Origin of the sequence: Mesorhizobium sp. M0185 (genome assembly GCF_040322175.1) — a bacterium.
GTDB lineage: Bacteria > Pseudomonadota > Alphaproteobacteria > Rhizobiales > Rhizobiaceae > Mesorhizobium.
Map to the genome: position 1 here is coordinate 12,897 of NZ_JAMYSY010000060.1, position 16,816 is coordinate 29,712.

The window sequence follows — 16,816 nt, forward strand, 5'->3', positions numbered from 1 at the left end:
ATTTCCCCAATCACGGTTCAAAACCAGTCATAGGAACCGTCTTCCGGGCGCAGATGGCTTGGTCGAATAGCGGCGGAGTGGTTCTTTCAAACCGTGCCGACAAGCCTACAGCTGTCCACACCATCAAGCGACCACATTATCAAGTGACCCACATTATCAAGTGACTGGAGGCCTGTCATGTACACCGCCGGCGAAGAGGAAATCGAAGCCATTGCCAGGGTGATCCGCTCGGGCGCGCTGTTTCGTTACGGCAAGGACAGCGAATGCGACCGCTTCGAGGCCCGCTATGCGCAGCATCTTGGCGTCGAGCATTTCGCGCTGGCCGCCAGCGGCACCTATGGGCTCGCCGCCGGCCTGATCGGCCTCGGCATCGGCCCGGGGGACGAAGTGCTGGTGCCGGCGCACACCTATATGGCGACAGCGACCGCGGTGCTGTCGGTCGGGGCCATTCCCGTCATCGTCGACATCGACGAGAGCCTGACCATCGATCCCATCGCCCTGCGCGATGCCATCGGGCCGCGCACCAGGGCGGTCATCCCGGTGCATATGTGGGGCGCGGCCTGCAACATGAATGCGATCATGGACATTGCTGCCAAGCGCGGCTTGCTGGTGCTGGAGGATGTCTGCCAAGGCATCGGCGGCGGCTATGAGGGCCGCAAGCTCGGCTCGATCGGCCATGCCGGCGCCTATTCCTTCAACTACTTCAAGAACATGACCTCGGGCGAGGGCGGCGGTATCGCCACCAGCGACCCGAAAGTGGCGGAGCGGGCGCGCTGCGCCATCGACCCTTGCCATTTCTACTGGCAGGGCAGAAGCGACAGCATCAAACCCTTCGCCGGCATCGGCGCGCGTGCTTCCGAACTGATGGGGGCGATGCTCAACGTCCAACTCGACCGGCTGGACGGCATCATCGAGGCGATGCGGGTCGAGAAGAAGACGGTGCTGGCCGGTACCCGCCACCTTAGCAATCTTGGGCTGACGCCGTCGCCGATGAACAGCGCGGACGACGATTGTGCCGCACAGGTGATGTACCTGCTGCCGAGCGAGCAGGCGGCGCAGACTTTTTCGAAGACCATTCCGAGCGTCGTTGCCGGCAAGACCGGCCGTCACAATTTCACCCAGTGGGACCAGGTGCTGATGCATGAAGGGGCGCATCACCCGGCGCTCAATCCTTACGCACTGCCCGAGAACCAGGGCCTGCGGCTGGATTATCCCGACGACCTCGGCAAGCGCTCGCTCGACATCCTCAACCGCACCGTGATGGTCGCCATGAACCCGGCGCACAGCGATACCGACATTCAGGACATGATCCACAACATCGACGCGGCGGCGCGGGTGGCGCTGGAGAATGCTTCGCTCGATGATATCGAATTGCGCAAGGCGGCACCGGTTGATCTGCAGAAGTTCGACAGTGTGAACTAGACCAGATCCGGCGCGGTTTGCTCCCCTGCGGTCGAGTTCCTTGTCCGGTGGCCGGCCGAGGATTCCGGCCGGCATAACCGGCCGCCAAAAAATCCGCGGGCCCGTGTCGGATAGGCCGGGCTCCGCTCGTCCTAGGGGGCATCGATCACCAACACGGAGGATTAACGATATGCCCGGCACCGTACGGCTGCACCGCGTTCTGACAACCAGCTCGGAGAAAGTCTACCGCGCGTTCCTTGAAGCGGATGCACTTGCGAAATGGCTTCCGCCGAACGGCTTCACCTGCACGGTTCATCACTTCGAGGCGAAAGTCGGCGGTGCGTTCAAAATGTCCTTCCGCAACTTCACCACCGGCGACAGCCACTCGTTCGGCGGCGAATATGTCGAGCTCGTGCCCAATGAGCGACTGCGTTACACCGACCGGTTCGACGACCCCAACCTGGCCGGCGAGATCGAGGTGACCGTGACATTGAAGAAAGTGTCGGTCGGCACCGAAGTGAATATCACGCAGGCAGGTATCCCAGACGCCATCCCGGTTGAGGCCTGCTATCTCGGCTGGCAGGAGTCGCTGCGAAATCTGGCGAAGCTCGTTGAACCCGAGATCAACCAGTAAGGTAAAGCGCTGCGCTGGCGGGTTGGCGTCGCTAACCGGAAACCCAGGGATGACGCCGGTCTTCCCACCCAACATGCGCCGGGGCCGGAAAGGCGGGATCGGCGAAGCAGCCGACCGCGACGGCGATCCATTCAGGCTTTCGCTCGGGCTCCCAGAAGACGCTCGAGCCGCAGCCCGGGCAGAAATGGAAAGTGACATGGTGGCCGCTCCGAGCTGATCGCCTGTAGGTACTGGCGTCGCCTTCGGCTTCTACCTTGTCGCGCGCAAAGAAGGCGGCGACGCCGTATGTGCTGCCGGTCCGTTTCTGGCAGTCGAGGCAGTGGCACTGTGCGACCAGCTGCGGCTCTCCGTTACAGGAGATCCTCAGTTGCCCGCAGGCACAGGATGCGGTTCTCATGGCAATCCTCATGGTTCAGATGAATGCGTTGCCCGCCAATACCGGCGGTGGGCATGCTTCTGGTTTTCGGGGAGGTTCGGCCTTGGGAAGCGCGCTTTGCGCGAACGCCGAAAACAAGCACCGACGCCCCATATTCCTAATCACTGCGGGCGACCGACTCAACCCCGCGGTGAACGAGATGGAGAGCCTGGCTCTAGCTTCTATCCAATCTTAGGAACGCGGCGCGCAACGCCAGAACGGCGCGCAGGATCTGACGTTCGTCCATCGCCGCATAGCCGAGCAGCAGGCCGTGCTCGGGCTCAGTGGAATGATAGTTGATGGAGATGCCCTGAACGTCGAGCCCCTCCTTGAGGGCGGCGGCGACCACGTCGCTGTCCTTATAGGGCCTGACGAAGCTCGCCAGCAGCTGCATGCCGGAATCGTTTTCCGTGACGATCAGCCATTCGGCCAGATGCTCCTGGCACAGCTTGACGAAGTTCGCCTGCCGGCGCGCGTAGAGCCGGCGCATGCGCTTGAGGTGCGTGGCGAAATAGCCCTGCATGATGAAGTCGTTGACCGTTGCCTGCAGGATCAGCGGCGCGAACTGGCCGGTGATGCTCACCGCCCGGTCGAACGGAACCGACAATTCGCGCGGCACGATCAGATAACCGATGCGCAGCGCCGGAATCAGCGTCTTGCCGAAGCTGCCGATATAGACGACGCGGTCGGCATGGTCGAGCCCGCGCAGCGCCGGCACCGGCCGGCCGCGGAACCGGTATTCGCCGTCATAGTCATCCTCGACGATCCAGGCGCCGTTGCGTTCGGCGATGTCGAGCAGTTGCAGCCGCTCCTCGATGCGCATGATGGTGCCGAACGGCCATTGGCAGGATGGCGTCACATAGATTAGCCGCGGCGGCGGCAGCTCCGGATCGGCAAGATGCCAGCCACGCCGGTCGACCTTCAACGGTGCCAGCTTGGCGCCGCTGGCGAGAAAGGCGCTTTTGGCGCCGAGATAGCCGGGCTCTTCCATCCAGACATGGTCGCCTTCGTCCATCAGCACGCGCGAGACCAGATCGAGCGCTGCCTGCGCACCGGTGACGATGATCACCTGGTCGGCGGTGCAACTGATGCCGCGCGACAGGCCGATGGTCGAGGCAATGGCCTGGCGCAGGCCGGGGTGACCGGCAAAGGAGAGATAACCAAGCAGACTATCGTCGCGGCTGCGTGCATTGCGCACCAGAAGGCTTGACCAGATGGTGAACGGAAACGATGCCGTTTCAGGCACGCCGGGATGGAAATTGATGACGCCGGCATTACGCGGCGGTTGCGGGCCGTTGACGATGGTCTGACCGCGCCGCGACAGCTTTTGCGGCGCTGCCAGTCCGGCGCGCAGGGATGCCAAGGGGCGGTTCTGCTGGATCGGCGCCACCCAGGTGCCCGATCCGGCACGCGCCTCGATAAAACCTTCGGCAAGGAGCTGGTCATAGGCGGCGATGACCGTGTTGCGCCCGACCTTCAGATCTTCGGCCAGCGAGCGCGTCGACGGCAGCAGCGTGTTCTGCGGGATCTGGCCGTCAAGAATGAAGCGTCGCAAGGCGCCGTAGATCTGCCGATGCATCGGTTCTTCCGAAGCGCGGTCGACCGACATGATGTCGAGGGAAAGGCGCATGTGGTCGGGCAAGGCACTATCCCCCGACGAACCGGGCGGCGCGGGCGATCTTTTCCTCGTTGAGCCGGCAGACGGTGTCGAGCACCAGCCGCCTGGTTTCGGGACGGATCTCGCGGCTGTTCTTCAGCGCGCGATGCACGGTGGCGGCGCCAAGTTCCGCCTTCTCGGCAATCTCGCGGATGGTGCAAAGCCGTTCCATGCCAAGCGCAGCTTCGAAAGCCATATCGCTCCTCCTCGGTTGCATCAAGGCACGGCTTCCGGCCGGCCTCAAGCTTGAAAGTCAGGGTTTGCAATCCAGAGCCGGGATTCTGCGATCCGCGCCGCGCAGGGAGCAAGGCGGCGCGGATCGCCGGGCGCTTTCGCGTCGCTAACCCCATCGAGGCGCGCGCCCATTGTGTTCCCCGGCTCGCAAGTGCAGGCCGGTCAGTTTGCCTGCCGCGTCGCCACTTCGAAGCCGGCCTCGCGGGCGGTGGCGAGCAGCGAGAAATAGCCCTTGCTGGCATAGGTCAGCGGATGCGCCTTGGCCGGATCCTGCTCGGCTTCGACAACGAGCCAGCCTTCATAGCCGCGCGCGGCGAGGGGTTTCAGCAATGACAGGAAATCGACCGAGCCGTCGCCGGGCACGGTAAAAATGCCGTCCATTACCGCCGCCATGAAGCTCATGTCCTCGCGGCGTGCCCGTTCCAGCACCGCCCTGCGAACGTCCTTGCAATGGAAATGCACGATACGGTCGAGATGCCGTTGCAGCAGCGATTGCGGGTCGCCGCCCGAAAACAGGCAGTGGCCGGTATCGAACAAAAGGCCGACGCTTCGGCCCGTCGCCGCCATCAGCCTGTCGACTTCATCGTCCGTCTCGACGATGGTGCCCATGTGGTGGTGGAAGGCCATGCCGACCCCGAATGCAGCCATGCGGTCGGCGACGGCGGTCAGTTTCTCGCCATAGGACGGCCAGTCCCTGTCGGCGAGGCGCGGACGCTCGGAGATCGGTGCGAAAATGCCGTCATGGCGACCGCGCGAGGTGTCGGCGTAGACGACGATCCTGGCGCCGAGGTCGCGCAGCAATGTCAGATGCGGGGTAATCGCCGCGAATTCCTCGTCGACCGTGCGGTCGAGAATGCGGCCATCGTACCAGCCGGAGACGAGTTCCAGGCCATAGGAAGACAGGAGCGGCCCAAGCACTTCAGCCTGGCGCGGAAATTTGCCGCCGAGTTCGGTGCCGCGGTAGCCGGCCAGCGCTGTTTCCGACAGGCAGGTCTCCAAGGACGTATCCCCGCCAAGCGCCGGAACGTCGTCATTGCTCCAGGTGATGGGATTGATGCCGATCTTGACCGTCATGACGCCAGGCTTTTGCGGGCTTGGGAATACAAGCCGAGCCTGCAGACTGGCGACAAAGAGGCCCTGTCACTAGGTCCAGTTCAGCCGAATTTGGCAGAACCAATTAATGGTGACCGATTCTAGTCTTCCTTTGGGCGGCCAAAAAGGACGCGCAGTTCATCTTTGGCGTCCTCCAGCACTTTCTTCTGCGCCGCCGGCAGGTTCTTGCCGGCGCGGTTGATGTAGAAATTCAGCATCGACATGGCGGATTGAAACGGCCCTGCCTTGCGTCGGTCGCTGTGCTCGGCCGATCGCTTCAAAGAGGCGGCGATCTTCTTGGGATCGTGGGATTCGAAGATGTGTTCCTCGAGGTCCAGCGCGTCGCTGTGCTCGGTGACGTCGGCGGACCATTTCCGTTGCGCGGTCATGGCAAACTCCTTCCACTAGGTCGTTGCCGGGAAAACGCCTTATGGCGCACCCCTGTTCCACTTCGGCCCGAATCCCTGGAGCCACGGATTTGCCTGTCGTGGCGCTGCTCGGCGATGCGAATGCGCCGATAGTGGTCAGAACCGCCGATTCAAGAACTGCGGACAGGAAACGCTCTTGACCCCAATCGTCTCAAGCCAGGCAGGAAGTTCCGGCATCGACAGTGCCTATGCCTGGATACGGCTGGGCATCTCGATGCTGCTGGCAACGATCGGCGGGGTCGGCATGTGGGCGGTGGTCGTGGTGCTGCCTGCCGTGCAGGTAGAATTCGGCGTCGATCGCGCCGCTGCCTCGATGCCCTACACCGCGACCATGGTCGGCTTTGCCGCCGGTAATGTGCTGTTCGGCCGCGCCATCGACCGCATGGGGTATTGGATCCCGGCGCTGATTGCCGCGATTACACTTGGCGCCGGCTTCCTGCTGGCGTCGCTGACCAGTTCGATCCTGCAGTTCACCCTCGTCCAGGGCCTGTTGGTCGGCGTTGGCTCGTCGGCGATCTTCGGGCCGTTGATCGCCGACATCTCGCACTGGTTCAACCGGCGCCGCGGCGTCGCGGTGACGGCTGCGGCATCCGGCAACTATCTCGCCGGAGCGATCTGGCCGACGGCGATGCCCTATGTCATGCAGACCGAGGGCTGGCGCTTCACCTATGCCGCGATCGGCGTTGTCTGCCTGGTCACCATGGTGCCCTTGATCCTGCTGCTCCGGCGCGGCGCACCGCCCCGGGCGGCTCCGGGATCGCCGGGCAGCCGCGTGGTTCAGCCGATCTCCCTGTCGCCGGCGGCCTTGCAGGCGCTGCTCATCGTGGCCGGGCTCGGCTGCTGCGTGGCGATGTCGATGCCGCAAGTCCATATCGTCGCCTATTGCATTGATCTCGGCTACGGCGTGGCGCATGGCGCCGATATGCTGTCGATCATGCTGGCGGCGGGCGTCGTCAGCCGGCTTGGCTCGGGTTTCCTTGCCGATCGCATCGGCGGTGTGAAAACCCTGCTGATCGGCTCGGTGCTGCAATGCCTGTCGCTGTTGTTCTATATCCCGTTCGACGGGCTTGCCTCGCTTTATGTCGTCTCGCTGGTTTTCGGCCTGTCGCAAGGCGGCATCGTGCCCTGTTATGCGATCATCGTGCGCGAATATATGCCAGCCAAGGAGGCTGGCCAGCGCGTCGGCATCGTCATGATGGCGACCATCTTCGGCATGGCGATCGGCGGCTGGATGTCGGGCTGGATCTACGATCTGACCGGCTCCTATGCCGCCGCGTTCCTCAACGGCATTGCCTGGAACCTGCTGAATATTTTGGCCATGGTGCTGCTGCTGTGGAAGGCCCGGCGCAGCGCTGCTGTGGCGGCCTGAAGCACAGCGGTACGGATACAGTCTCTCCGGCCGTCGCTTGACAACAGCCGAAGGCTGCGCGACGCCAGCAAGGTGTGGCAACGGGCCAGTTTGGCATGGCAGCAGTTTCAAAAACGCTGAACATCGTTTCACGGTCGCGTGTGGGCGGTTGCCCGGCGTCCGGACGAGTACGGTGATCAAGCCGCGCTCGCGCCGCGGCGGCGGCCGCCCGACCATCGCCGATGTCGCCCGCAAGGCCGGCGTCGGCGCCATTACCGTATCGCGCGCCCTGCGTGAGCCGGGGCGTGTCTCGGAAGATCTGCGCCGCCAGATCGAGTCGGCCGTGAACGAGCTCGGCTACGTGCCCGACCCGAATGCGCGGGCGCTGGCTTCGGCGCGCGCCGAGGTCTTTGGCGTTCTGGTGCCGTCGCTTACCAACAACGTCTTTGCCGAAGTGGTGCGCGGCATCTACGACAGCCTGTCGGACGGCCCTTTCCGGATTCAGCTCGGCAACACCCACTATTCCGGCCTCGAGGAAGAGCGGCTGCTGCAGGTGTTTGGCCCGCAACGCCCGGCGGCGCTGATCGTGGCCGGCATCGACCAGACGCTGGCCTCGCGAAAACTGCTGGAAACGGCAGGCTGTCCGGTGGTGCAGGTGATGGAGACCGGGCCCGATCCGGTCGACATGATGGTCGGCTTCTCGCATTTCGAGGGCGGCAAGGCGGCTGCGGAACATCTGATCGAGGCAGGCTATCGCCGGATCGGCTTCATCGGTGCGCGCATGGATCCGCGTTCGCAGCGGCGGCTTGCCGGCTATCGCGCGGCGATGGAGGCGGCCGGCCTGTTCGATCCGAGGCTCACCACCACGACGCCGGTGCCCTCCAGCGTCACCCTCGGCCGCGAATTGTTCCGTGACGCGCTGGCCAAGGTGCCGAGCCTCGATGGGGTGTTCTGCAACAATGACGATATCGCCCTCGGGGTGCTGTTCGAATGCCATCGCGCTTCGATCGCCGTGCCGAAGACGATCGGCATCGTCGGCTTCAACGATCTCGACATGATGGAGGTGGCCTTTCCGTCGGTCACCAGCGTTCGGACCTACCGCTACGAGATCGGCCGGCGGGCGGTCGCCATGGCGCTTGCGGCTATCGAAGGCAACAGGCCAGAGCAGCGGGTCGTCGACCTTGGCTTCGAACTCAAGCGACGTGAGAGCACGGCGCGCTGAAGCGAGCCTCGACGCAATGGCGCTTTACACTACGTGATGGTAGCGCTACCAGTTGTCGCCGGGCGGTACTTCGCTCAGAAGATGGGGGCTGTTTATTATACATAAGCGACAGCTCATGCTTGTTTATTATGTATAATATGATAGTTTTTGTGGGACTAGCCGGGCAGCAAAGGAGGGGATCGGGTCGGCATTCGGCCACCTGAACGCGCGACGGGTACGGCGGGAGGTGCCGGGCCGGAAACGCGCAAATTCATCGGCGTAACAACAAACAAACTGCAACTGGGAGGAATATCGATGATCAAGTCACTCGTTGGCGGTATCGTTGCCGCCACTGCTTTTGTCATGCTGAGCTCGTCGGCGATCGCCGATCCTGAAATCGTCAAGGGGCCATCGGCCGAGCCTGACTGCTTCGCGCCCTGGTCGGCCGATACGCAGTTCTTCAAGTTCCCCAAGAAAGATGGCCCGTACCGCATCGCTCTGGCCAACGGCTATATCGCCAACACATGGCGCATCCAGATGGTGCAGACGGCGAAGGCCTATGCAGCGCAGCCGGCGGTCGCGGCCAAGCTCAAGGAATTCAAAGTGGTCTCGACCGGCGAGGACGTGCCGGCCCAGATTTCGGCAATCAATAATTTCATCGATTCCGGCTATGACGCGATTGTCGTCAACGCCCAGAACCCGACCGCGTTCGGCCCGGTCATCAAGCGGGCCAAGGAAGCCGGTGTGGTGCTGGTCGCTTTCGACAACATCCTCGACACCAAGGATGCCATCAACGTCAATGTCGACCAGAAGGGCCTTGGCGAATTGTGGGCCAACTGGCTGGTCAAGCACGTGCCGAACGGCGGCAAGGTGCTGGAAGTGCGCGGCGTCGCCGGCACGTCCGTCGACACCGATCGCCACAACGGCATCCACGAGGTTCTCGACGCTTCCGGCAAGAAATGGGACGTCACCGAGGTCGTCGGCAAGTGGGATGACGGCGTTGCGCAAAAGGCTACGGCCGATGCCATTGCCACCAACGGCCCCTTCGACGGCATTACCGGACAGGGCGGCGATACCGGCATCGTGCAGGCGATGATCGATGCCAAGCATCCGTTCGTGCCGTTCGGCGGCGAGACGGAGAACGGCTTCCGCAAATTCTGCGCCAAGTTCGCCGCTGACGGCCTGAAATGCTCGTCGGCCGGTACCGGCCCGGCGCAGGTCGCGGTTGCCATCAAGACGGCGATTGCAGCACTTGAAGGCCAGGTCGTGCCGCAAGCGGTCAAGCTGCCGCTGGCGATCGTCGAGGATCCGAACTTCAAGGCAGGCCAGGACTACTTCCCCGACCAATCCGACAATTTCTTCGTCGGCAATTCCTTCCCGACCTGCGGCATCAATTTCACGGCGCAGGAAATCATGGGCCAGAGCAAGGAAAACCAGTAAACTCCGACAGCCCGACGCCGCGGGAGATCCCGCGGCGTCGGCGCTCGACATCCTGATTGCCAAGCGCCTGGGGAGGGCCGATGGACGGTGCGGTTCCGCTCTTCCGCATGGAAGGCATATCCAAGCGCTATGGCGGCGTGCGGGCGCTGGAGAAGGCCGAACTGTCGGTCACTCCAGGCAGCATCCACGCCATTCTCGGCGAGAACGGCGCCGGCAAATCGACGCTGATCAAGGTCATGGCGGGGGTTGTTGCGCCCGACGAGGGCCGCATGATGCTGGACGGAAGCGAAGTTACCTTCGCTTCGCCGGCCGCCGCCAACCAGGCCGGCATCGTCTGCATCTTCCAGGAGCTGTCGCTCGTCCCCGAACTCAGCGTTGCCGACAACATCGTCATTTCCGATCCGCCGAAGCGTTTCGGCATGATCGACCGCAAGGCGCAGCGCCGCATCGCCGAAGAAGCCCTTGCTCGCGCCGGCGCCTCCGATATCCATCCGCTGGCGCTGGTCAAGGATCTTCCTCTTTCAAGAAGGCAGATGGTCGAGATCGCCAAGGCACTGGCGCGCAAGCCACGCATCCTGATCCTGGACGAGGCGACCTCGGCGCTGACCGCGGCTGACGTCGCCAGGGTTTTTGCCGTGTTGAAGCGGCTGCGTTCGGAAGGGCTGGCGCTGCTCTATATATCGCACCGCATGAACGAGATCGCCGAGCTGGCCGACCAGTGCACGGTGTTCCGCAATGGCCGCAATGTCGCCAGCTACGCGGCCGGTACAAAAAGCGACAACGAGGTCGTCGAGCTGATGATCGGGCGCGAATACAGCCACATCTTTCCGCCCAAGCCCGCGCGGGCGGCTGCCGCAGCCACGCCGGTTCTCGAGGCGCGCAGCCTGTCCTGGACGGATCGGCTGCACGATGTCTCGCTATCGGTCGGGGCGGGCGAGGTGGTCGGGCTTGGCGGCCTCGACGGCCAGGGCCAGCGCGAATTGCTGCTCGCCTTCTTCGGTGTGCTGCGTGGCCTGTCGGGCCAGATCCTGATCGACGGCAGGCCGGTGGCGATCGCCAGCCCGGCCGCGGCGCGCGATGACCGGATCGGCATGGCGTTGATCCCGGAGGACCGCAAGACCGAAGGCTTGATGCTGCCGATGACGGTGCGCGAAAACCTCTCCTTTGCCGCCCTCGATCGGCTGTCCAGGGCCGGCATCATCGATCGCGCCGCCGAGCAGCGGCTGATCGACGACATGGTCGGTCTTCTGGCGATCAAAACCGCCGGCCTCGACATTTCGGTCGGCGCGCTGTCCGGCGGCAACCAGCAGAAGGTCGTCATCGCCAAATGGCTGATGCGGCAGCCGCGCATCATCCTGCTTAACGACCCGACGCGCGGCATCGACGTCGGCACCAAGCAGGAGCTTTACCAGTTGATGCGCAAGCTTGCCGACCAGGGTGCGGCGATCCTCTTCTATTCGACCGACTATGACGAGCTGATCGGCTGCTGCGACCGCGTGCTGGTGCTCTATGATGGCGCGGTCAAGCGCGAACTGGTCGGCGCCGAAATCACCGAGCGGGCGCTGATCGCCAGCGCGCTCAACATTCACGAAGAGATGCCAAGGCAAGGAGCGGGCGCGTGAAGGATTGGCGCTACTGGCTTGCCGAACAGCGCGGAACGTTGCTGGCGTTCGGCATCTTCGTTGTCATGTTCGTCATCTACACCTCGAACCATCCGGCGGGCTTCACCGCCAACGTCGTACAAACGGCCTCGAACAAGGGCGTGCTGCTCGCCTTCGTCGCCATGGCGCAAACGCTGGTGGTGATCACCGCCGGCATCGATCTTTCGGTCGGTATGATCTTCACGCTGACCAACTGCCTGGCCTCGTGGCTGGTCGTCGGCACCGGCATCGAGACCGCCTTCGGCGTCCTCGCCGTGCTCGGCACCGGGCTGCTGTGCGGGGCAATCAACGGTGCGATCGTTATCTATGGACGCCTGCAGCCGATCGTCGCCACCATCGCCACCGGCGCGGTCTATTTCGGCATCGCGCTGCTGCTTCGGCCGTTTCCCGGCGGCTCGGTCAATGAAGGGCTCGCCGATGCGCTGACCGGGCGCCTGTTTGGTTTTGTGCCGGCGAGTCTGGTGACGCTGCTGGCGGTCGTGCTCGTGGTCTGGGTGCCGTTCAGCCGGTCGGTGCTAGGCCGCGCCGCTTATGCAGCCGGCTCCTCGGAGATGGCGGCCTACATGTCCGGCGTGCCGATCCGGCGTGGAAAGTTCGCCGCCTATGCGCTTGCCGGTCTGCTTGCCGCGATCGGCGGGCTGTTCCTGACGTTCTTCACCTATACCGGCGATGCGGCCTATGCCAGCGGCAACGCCTATACGCTGTTTTCGATCGCCGCGGTCGTGCTTGGCGGCGTGTCGCTGTTCGGCGGCAAGGGCAGCGCCATCGGCGCGATCTTCGGCGCGCTTGCCTTCCGCACCATCGGCGACCTGCTGTTCGTCTTCGATTTCGATCCGCTCTGGCAGCCCCTGTTCCAGGGCGTCATTCTGCTGATCGCGGTCAGCCTCGGCGCGTTCGCCCTGTTTCGGGTCCGCAACCGGCTGGAGTGGTTCCTGTGAGCGAAACGACTGTGAGTGGTCTCGCCGGCCGCATGCCGAAATTCCTCCGCCGCGCCGACCCGGCGGTGCTGACGGCGTTCGCCTGTATCGTGCTGCTGCTGTTCCTCGGCAGCCTCTATTCGCGCAGCTTCCTGTCGCCTGAATACCTTTTGCAGCAGCTCAAGGTGGCGTCGTTTCTCGGCGTCATCGCGACCGGCATGATGCTGGTCATCCTGCTCGGCCAGATCGACCTGTCGGTGCCCTGGTCGGTGGCGGCCGGCGCCATGATGGCCTGCGCCGCGGCCGCATACGGTACCGTCGGCGTGGCGCTTGCCATTCCGTTCGGCATCTTCTGCGGTGTTCTGATCGGCATCGTCAACGGCATCGGCGTCGCCTATCTGCGCATTCCCTCGATGATCATCACGCTTGCCACCAACGCCGTCGCGCAGGGGCTGATGGTGGTCTACACGGGCGGTTTCTCGCCGCAGGATTCAGCGACTGGTGCGATGCGCTATCTGGCGACCGGCTTTGCCGTTCCTGCCGTGCCCAACGCCGTCCTCATCTGGGCGCTGATCGGCGCCGCAATGGTGTTCGTGCTGACCCGCACCGGCTTCGGCCGCACCGTTTACGGCATCGGCAATCGCGAGCGTGCCGCCTATCTTTCCGGCATCGATACAAGGCGCGTGGTGATGATCGCCTTTGCGGTTTCGGGCGGGCTCTCCGCCTTCGGCGGCGTGCTGTTGGCCGGCTATGCCTCCAAGGCGGCACAGTCGATGGGCGATGCCTATCTGCTGCCGTCGATCGCCGCGGTGGTGCTCGGCGGCACCTCGATCCTCGGCGGGCGCGGCTCCTATCTCGGCACCGTCGCCGGGGTAATCCTGATCACCCTCTTGCAGTCCATTCTCTCTGTCATGCAGATGCCGGAGGCGGGACGGCAGATCATCTACGGCGTCGTCATCGTCGCCATGCTGCTGCTCTATGGCCGCGCGCCGGCAAGCCGCTGACCTGCATGACCGGTAAAGACGTGGCATATAAGCCGGCGAGCACTGTTCGAACGACACCCGCCATCGTGGTGATGGGCGTTGCCGGCTGCGGCAAGTCGGTTGTCGGCGAAGCGCTTGCAGCGGCATTGGGCGCCGTCTTTATCGAAGGCGACAGGCTGCATCCGCCCGAAAACGTCGCGCGCATGGCGAGCGGCCAGCCGCTCGCCGACGCGTTGCGCGAAGGCTGGCTCGACGCGATCGGCCAGCGGATGGCCGCGTCGGTCGCAAGCGGGCAAGGTGTGGTCGCCGCCTGCTCGGCGCTGAAGCGCAGTTATCGTGATCGCCTGCGCGGCTTTTGCCCGGATGTCGTCTTCGTTTACCGGGAAATCGACCCGGCAACAGCAAAACAGCGCGTCGGCAATCGCAAGGGCCATTTCATGCCGGCAAGCCTGGTCGACAGCCAGTTCGCCACGCTCGAGGCGCCAGCGGCGGACGAGGCGGCGATAACCTTGGATGGCACGCGTCCGGTCGCCGACACCGTCGCGACTGCCTTGAGCCTGCTTGCGCGCTAGATTTGCGACGTCAGTTCGACTGGGAAATCGTCATTGTCGGCGTCGCGCATGGCCGCAAGGCTGCGGTTGTCCAGCACCTCGGCGATCGCCTGCCGGACCTCCAGCATCATGTGCCGAACCTGGCAGGTCGCCTCGTCGCAATCCTCGCAGCGCTGGTATTGCGTGCGGCTGGCGCAGGGGATCGGCGCCAGCGGCCCGTCGAGGACACGCACGACATGGCCGATCTTGATCTCGGAAGCCGGCCGGGCAAGGCGGTAACCGCCTTCCTTGCCCTTGCGGCTCTGGACGAAGCCGGCGTTACGCAACTCGCCCAGGATGGCATCCAGGAATTTCTTGGGGATGTTATTGGCGACCGCAATGTCGTTGACGAATGCGAGCTGGCCGACCGGCAGGCCCGACAGATGCACGAGGGCCTTGAGGCCGTATTTGCCTTTTTTGGTAAGCATGCCCCGAGTCAACCCATGAAGCCCCAACCACCCGCGTCTGGCGGCTGTTTGTGTGCAAATCATGACGGTTTGATCACGCGAAGCCGTTCGCGAAAACAAGCCGTCCGTTCTCACGGTAGGCACAAACGCGTTGATTCTTTGTAACGTTTTGGACGGAATGCGCCCGGAAAGTGCCAGAAATCACCTTTCGCGGCGCGAAAGCAAAGAAGCCGGCAAAGCCGGCTTCTGTCAAAGTTGGAAGATCGCCTCAGCGGCTGCCATAAGTCTGGTCGAGCAGGCCGTCCGCTGCAAAGTGCTCGGCCTGGACCTTGGCCCAGCCGCCGAAGACGTCCTCCACCGTCAGCAGACGGACATCGGGAAACTCAGCCTTATATTTGGCGGCGACCGCCGCGTCCCGGGCCCGCAGGCCGTTGCGGGCGGCGATGTCCTGGCCCTCCGGCGTATAGAGGAAGTCGAGATAGGTCTTGGCGAGATCGCGCGTGCCATGCTCGTCTGCAACGGTGTCGACGATCGCCACCGGAAATTCCGCCAACAGGCTGACCGAAGGCGTTACCTGCTCGAACTTGTCCTCGCCATACTCCTTGCGGACGCCGCGCGTTTCCGACTCGAAGGTGATGAGTACGTCGCCGATTTCGCGCTGCACGAAAGTGGTGGTCGCGGCGCGCCCGCCGCTGTCGAACACCGGCACGTTGTTGAACAGCTTGGTGACGAACTCCTTCACCTTGGCGTCGTCGTCCTTGAAAGCTTCCTTGGCGTAGGCGGTGGCCGCAAGATAGGTGTAGCGCGCATTGCCCGAGGTTTTCGGATTGGGGAAGATCACCTGGACATCGTCGCGCACGAGGTCGTTCCAATCCTTGATGTGCTTCGGATTGCCGGCGCGCACCAGGAAGGAGGGCAGCGAATAGAATGGCGAGGCGTTGTCGGGAAAGTCCTTCTGCCAGTCGGCGGAGATGAGGCCCTTCTTGACCAGGAAGTCGATGTCGATGACCTGGTTGAACGTGACCACGTCGGCGCCGAGGCCTTCGGCGATGGCGCGTGCTTGTGCCGAGGTTCCGGCATGCGACTGATCGATGGTGACGCTGGGGTGGCCGGCGACGAACGCCTTGTTGACCTGCGCAAACAGTTCGCGGCCGACATCATAGGAAGCATTGAGCAATCTGTCGGCCGACCAGGCTTGGGAGGATGCGAGGACCAGGCCGGCCAATGTGGCGACGCCAAGCAAAAATCGCTTCATGAAAACAGGCTCCAATGCCATGAGCTTAATGCCGGACCATAGCGGCAAGGCATCGTGCGCGACGAGGCACGCAGAGCGGCCGCTCCACGTTGTCGATAGAAGAAATATTCCCGCTGTGGGCGATTTCTAGTTTTTTCTTTCAAGCAGAGTCTCAGGACAGCTTGGCAGCGGCGCCGATGCCGTCGGCGTTGCGTCAAGAAAAGATCAGCCAAGTTGCACAAGAAGGTCGAGGAATTGCTGGCTGAGATACCCGTCTTGCCGCTCGATGTGCCGGTGGATGCCGAGCACGGCGCGATTCGCGCAGAACTGGAAGGCAGGGGCCAGACCATCGGCCAAAATGACCTTTTTATTGCTGCCCACGCCTGTACGCTGGGAACTACCCTGGTGACCGCCAATACCAGGGAGTTCAACCGGATCAAAGGCCTGAAGGTCGAGAACTGGCTGGTGTAGCGCCTGATAGAGGATCAAGCAGCCGGAAAAAGCTTCCAGCGCCGCGGCCTAAAAGCCACGCGACTTTTCTGCGCCGCCGGATGATCGACGGGCAATTCGATCTCGACCCGCTGACGTTCGCCGCCGATTTCGAGCTCGACCCGCCTGGTGCCGGCGACGCGGCGGCTGGCGGCGACCGTGCCGGCGATGCAGCCGTTGCATTCTTCCACCAGATCGACGTCGTGCGGGCGAAAGAACAGCGTCGCTTCGCCTTGCGGTGCGTGCGGCGCGGAAAGCCCGATCGGCCGGTCCGCGATCCAGACCTGGCCGTCCTCGACCTTGACCGGAAGCGAACTCGATTCGCCGATGAAGCCGTAGACGAAGGGCGAGTTCGGAGTGTCGTAGATTTCGTCGGCGGTGCCGACCTGCTCGATGCGGCCCTGGCTCATCACCACGACGCGGTCGGCAAGCTCCAGCGCCTCTTCCTGGTCATGGGTGACGAAGACCGTGGTGTGGCCGGTGGCGTCGTGGATGTCGCGCAGCCAGCGGCGCAGTTCGCGGCGCACCTGCGCATCGAGCGCGCCGAACGGCTCGTCGAGCAAAAGCACGGCCGGTTCGATCGCCATGGCGCGGGCCAGCGCCACGCGCTGGCGCTGGCCGCCCGAAAGCTGTGCCGGATAGCGTTTTTCCAGACCGGAAAGCTGAACGAGGTTGAGGAGTTCCG

17 protein-coding genes and 1 pseudogene are annotated in these 16,816 nt (G+C 63.6%); 10 read left to right on the forward strand and 8 right to left on the reverse strand.

The window, feature by feature from the left end; all coding sequences use genetic code 11:
- Window positions 1-177: 177 nt before the first annotated feature.
- Window positions 178-1,422, forward strand: coding sequence for a DegT/DnrJ/EryC1/StrS family aminotransferase (locus NKJ20_RS29870; RefSeq protein WP_352748979.1), 1,245 nt, complete (start codon window positions 178-180; stop codon window positions 1,420-1,422).
- Between the two features lie 169 nt (window positions 1,423-1,591).
- Window positions 1,592-2,035 carry an SRPBCC family protein gene (locus NKJ20_RS29875; protein ID WP_352465254.1) on the forward strand — a complete coding sequence of 148 codons (444 nt, stop codon included), beginning with the start codon at window positions 1,592-1,594 and terminating at the stop codon, window positions 2,033-2,035.
- A 31-nt stretch (window positions 2,036-2,066) separates the two neighbouring features.
- Here the strand turns inward: NKJ20_RS29875 and NKJ20_RS29880 are convergent, their stop codons facing one another.
- The 5 genes from NKJ20_RS29880 to NKJ20_RS29900 all read right to left on the reverse strand — a co-directional run bounded on the left by NKJ20_RS29880 (window position 2,067) and on the right by NKJ20_RS29900 (window position 5,822).
- A complete protein-coding gene (locus tag NKJ20_RS29880; protein ID WP_352465253.1) occupies window positions 2,067-2,432 on the reverse strand; it encodes a GFA family protein in 366 nt (121 codons plus the stop codon).
- 193 nt (window positions 2,433-2,625) lie between these two features.
- Window positions 2,626-4,092 carry a rhizopine catabolism transcriptional regulator MocR gene (gene mocR, locus NKJ20_RS29885; RefSeq protein ID WP_352740684.1) on the reverse strand — a complete coding sequence of 489 codons (1,467 nt, stop codon included), beginning with the start codon at window positions 4,090-4,092 and terminating at the stop codon, window positions 2,626-2,628.
- Window positions 4,093-4,096: 4 nt separating this feature from the next.
- Window positions 4,097-4,303: a LacI family DNA-binding transcriptional regulator gene (locus NKJ20_RS29890; protein WP_352453276.1), complete on the reverse strand. Its 207-nt coding sequence runs from the start codon at window positions 4,301-4,303 to the stop codon at window positions 4,097-4,099.
- 200 nt (window positions 4,304-4,503) lie between these two features.
- Complete coding sequence (iolE, locus tag NKJ20_RS29895; protein WP_352453277.1) at window positions 4,504-5,415, reverse strand: myo-inosose-2 dehydratase; 912 nt, start codon at window positions 5,413-5,415, stop codon at window positions 4,504-4,506.
- A gap of 119 nt (window positions 5,416-5,534) precedes the next feature.
- Window positions 5,535-5,822, reverse strand: a complete 288-nt coding sequence (locus tag NKJ20_RS29900) for a DUF3175 domain-containing protein (protein WP_352453278.1) — start codon at window positions 5,820-5,822, stop codon at window positions 5,535-5,537.
- A 175-nt stretch (window positions 5,823-5,997) separates the two neighbouring features.
- Between NKJ20_RS29900 and NKJ20_RS29905 the strand changes: the two genes are divergently transcribed.
- From NKJ20_RS29905 to NKJ20_RS29935, 7 genes are all read left to right on the forward strand, one after another.
- A complete protein-coding gene (locus NKJ20_RS29905; protein WP_352453279.1) occupies window positions 5,998-7,230 on the forward strand; it encodes an MFS transporter in 1,233 nt (410 codons plus the stop codon).
- Window positions 7,231-7,402: 172 nt separating this feature from the next.
- Window positions 7,403-8,431 (forward strand): HTH-type transcriptional regulator GntR, encoded by a 1,029-nt coding sequence (gntR, locus tag NKJ20_RS29910; protein WP_352453280.1) that lies wholly within the window; start codon window positions 7,403-7,405, stop codon window positions 8,429-8,431.
- A 294-nt stretch (window positions 8,432-8,725) separates the two neighbouring features.
- Window positions 8,726-9,850 carry a sugar ABC transporter substrate-binding protein gene (locus tag NKJ20_RS29915; protein WP_352453282.1) on the forward strand — a complete coding sequence of 375 codons (1,125 nt, stop codon included), beginning with the start codon at window positions 8,726-8,728 and terminating at the stop codon, window positions 9,848-9,850.
- Between the two features lie 80 nt (window positions 9,851-9,930).
- Window positions 9,931-11,472, forward strand: coding sequence for a sugar ABC transporter ATP-binding protein (locus tag NKJ20_RS29920; protein ID WP_352453283.1), 1,542 nt, complete (start codon window positions 9,931-9,933; stop codon window positions 11,470-11,472).
- Entirely contained in the window at window positions 11,469-12,449 is a 981-nt protein-coding gene (locus tag NKJ20_RS29925; protein WP_023675830.1) for an ABC transporter permease, read from the forward strand. Before NKJ20_RS29920 ends, NKJ20_RS29925 begins: the two co-directional genes overlap by 4 nt.
- Complete coding sequence (locus tag NKJ20_RS29930) at window positions 12,446-13,432, forward strand: ABC transporter permease (protein WP_352456242.1); 987 nt, start codon at window positions 12,446-12,448, stop codon at window positions 13,430-13,432. The genes NKJ20_RS29925 and NKJ20_RS29930 overlap by 4 nt, the downstream gene beginning before the upstream one ends.
- A 5-nt stretch (window positions 13,433-13,437) precedes the next feature.
- Entirely contained in the window at window positions 13,438-13,983 is a 546-nt protein-coding gene (locus NKJ20_RS29935; RefSeq protein ID WP_352748985.1) for a gluconokinase, read from the forward strand.
- Here NKJ20_RS29935 and NKJ20_RS29940 read toward each other — a convergent pair.
- A complete protein-coding gene (locus NKJ20_RS29940; protein ID WP_006202816.1) occupies window positions 13,980-14,429 on the reverse strand; it encodes an RrF2 family transcriptional regulator in 450 nt (149 codons plus the stop codon). The two genes, NKJ20_RS29935 and NKJ20_RS29940, sit on opposite strands and share 4 nt — an antisense overlap.
- Before the next feature lie 247 nt (window positions 14,430-14,676).
- Entirely contained in the window at window positions 14,677-15,663 is a 987-nt protein-coding gene (locus tag NKJ20_RS29945) for a sulfate ABC transporter substrate-binding protein (RefSeq protein WP_352748988.1), read from the reverse strand.
- A 180-nt stretch (window positions 15,664-15,843) separates the two neighbouring features.
- Here NKJ20_RS29945 and NKJ20_RS29950 point away from each other — a divergent pair.
- Window positions 15,844-16,113 (forward strand): annotated as a pseudogene (locus NKJ20_RS29950) (PIN domain-containing protein); the annotation flags it as partial.
- A gap of 14 nt (window positions 16,114-16,127) precedes the next feature.
- Here the strand turns inward: NKJ20_RS29950 and NKJ20_RS29955 are convergent.
- Window positions 16,128-16,816, reverse strand: a 689-nt coding sequence (locus NKJ20_RS29955; protein ID WP_352748990.1) for a sulfate/molybdate ABC transporter ATP-binding protein, incomplete at its 5' end; no start/stop codon positions are given.

Bases quoted from the DNA above. Each gene is read 5' to 3' on its own strand.
- NKJ20_RS29870 (WP_352748979.1), top strand. From the start codon at position 178: ATGTACACCGCCGGCGAAGAGGAAATCGAAGCCATTGCCAGGGTGATC.
- NKJ20_RS29900 (WP_352453278.1), bottom strand. From the start codon at position 5,822: ATGACCGCGCAACGGAAATGGTCCGCCGACGTCACCGAGCACAGCGAC.
- NKJ20_RS29875 (WP_352465254.1), top strand. From the start codon at position 1,592: ATGCCCGGCACCGTACGGCTGCACCGCGTTCTGACAACCAGCTCGGAG.
- NKJ20_RS29890 (WP_352453276.1), bottom strand. From the start codon at position 4,303: ATGGCTTTCGAAGCTGCGCTTGGCATGGAACGGCTTTGCACCATCCGC.
- NKJ20_RS29945 (WP_352748988.1), bottom strand. From the start codon at position 15,663: ATGAAGCGATTTTTGCTTGGCGTCGCCACATTGGCCGGCCTGGTCCTC.
- NKJ20_RS29935 (WP_352748985.1), top strand. From the start codon at position 13,438: ATGACCGGTAAAGACGTGGCATATAAGCCGGCGAGCACTGTTCGAACG.
- iolE (WP_352453277.1), bottom strand. From the start codon at position 5,415: ATGACGGTCAAGATCGGCATCAATCCCATCACCTGGAGCAATGACGAC.
- NKJ20_RS29920 (WP_352453283.1), top strand. From the start codon at position 9,931: ATGGACGGTGCGGTTCCGCTCTTCCGCATGGAAGGCATATCCAAGCGC.
- NKJ20_RS29940 (WP_006202816.1), bottom strand. From the start codon at position 14,429: ATGCTTACCAAAAAAGGCAAATACGGCCTCAAGGCCCTCGTGCATCTG.
- NKJ20_RS29880 (WP_352465253.1), bottom strand. From the start codon at position 2,432: ATGAGAACCGCATCCTGTGCCTGCGGGCAACTGAGGATCTCCTGTAAC.
- NKJ20_RS29915 (WP_352453282.1), top strand. From the start codon at position 8,726: ATGATCAAGTCACTCGTTGGCGGTATCGTTGCCGCCACTGCTTTTGTC.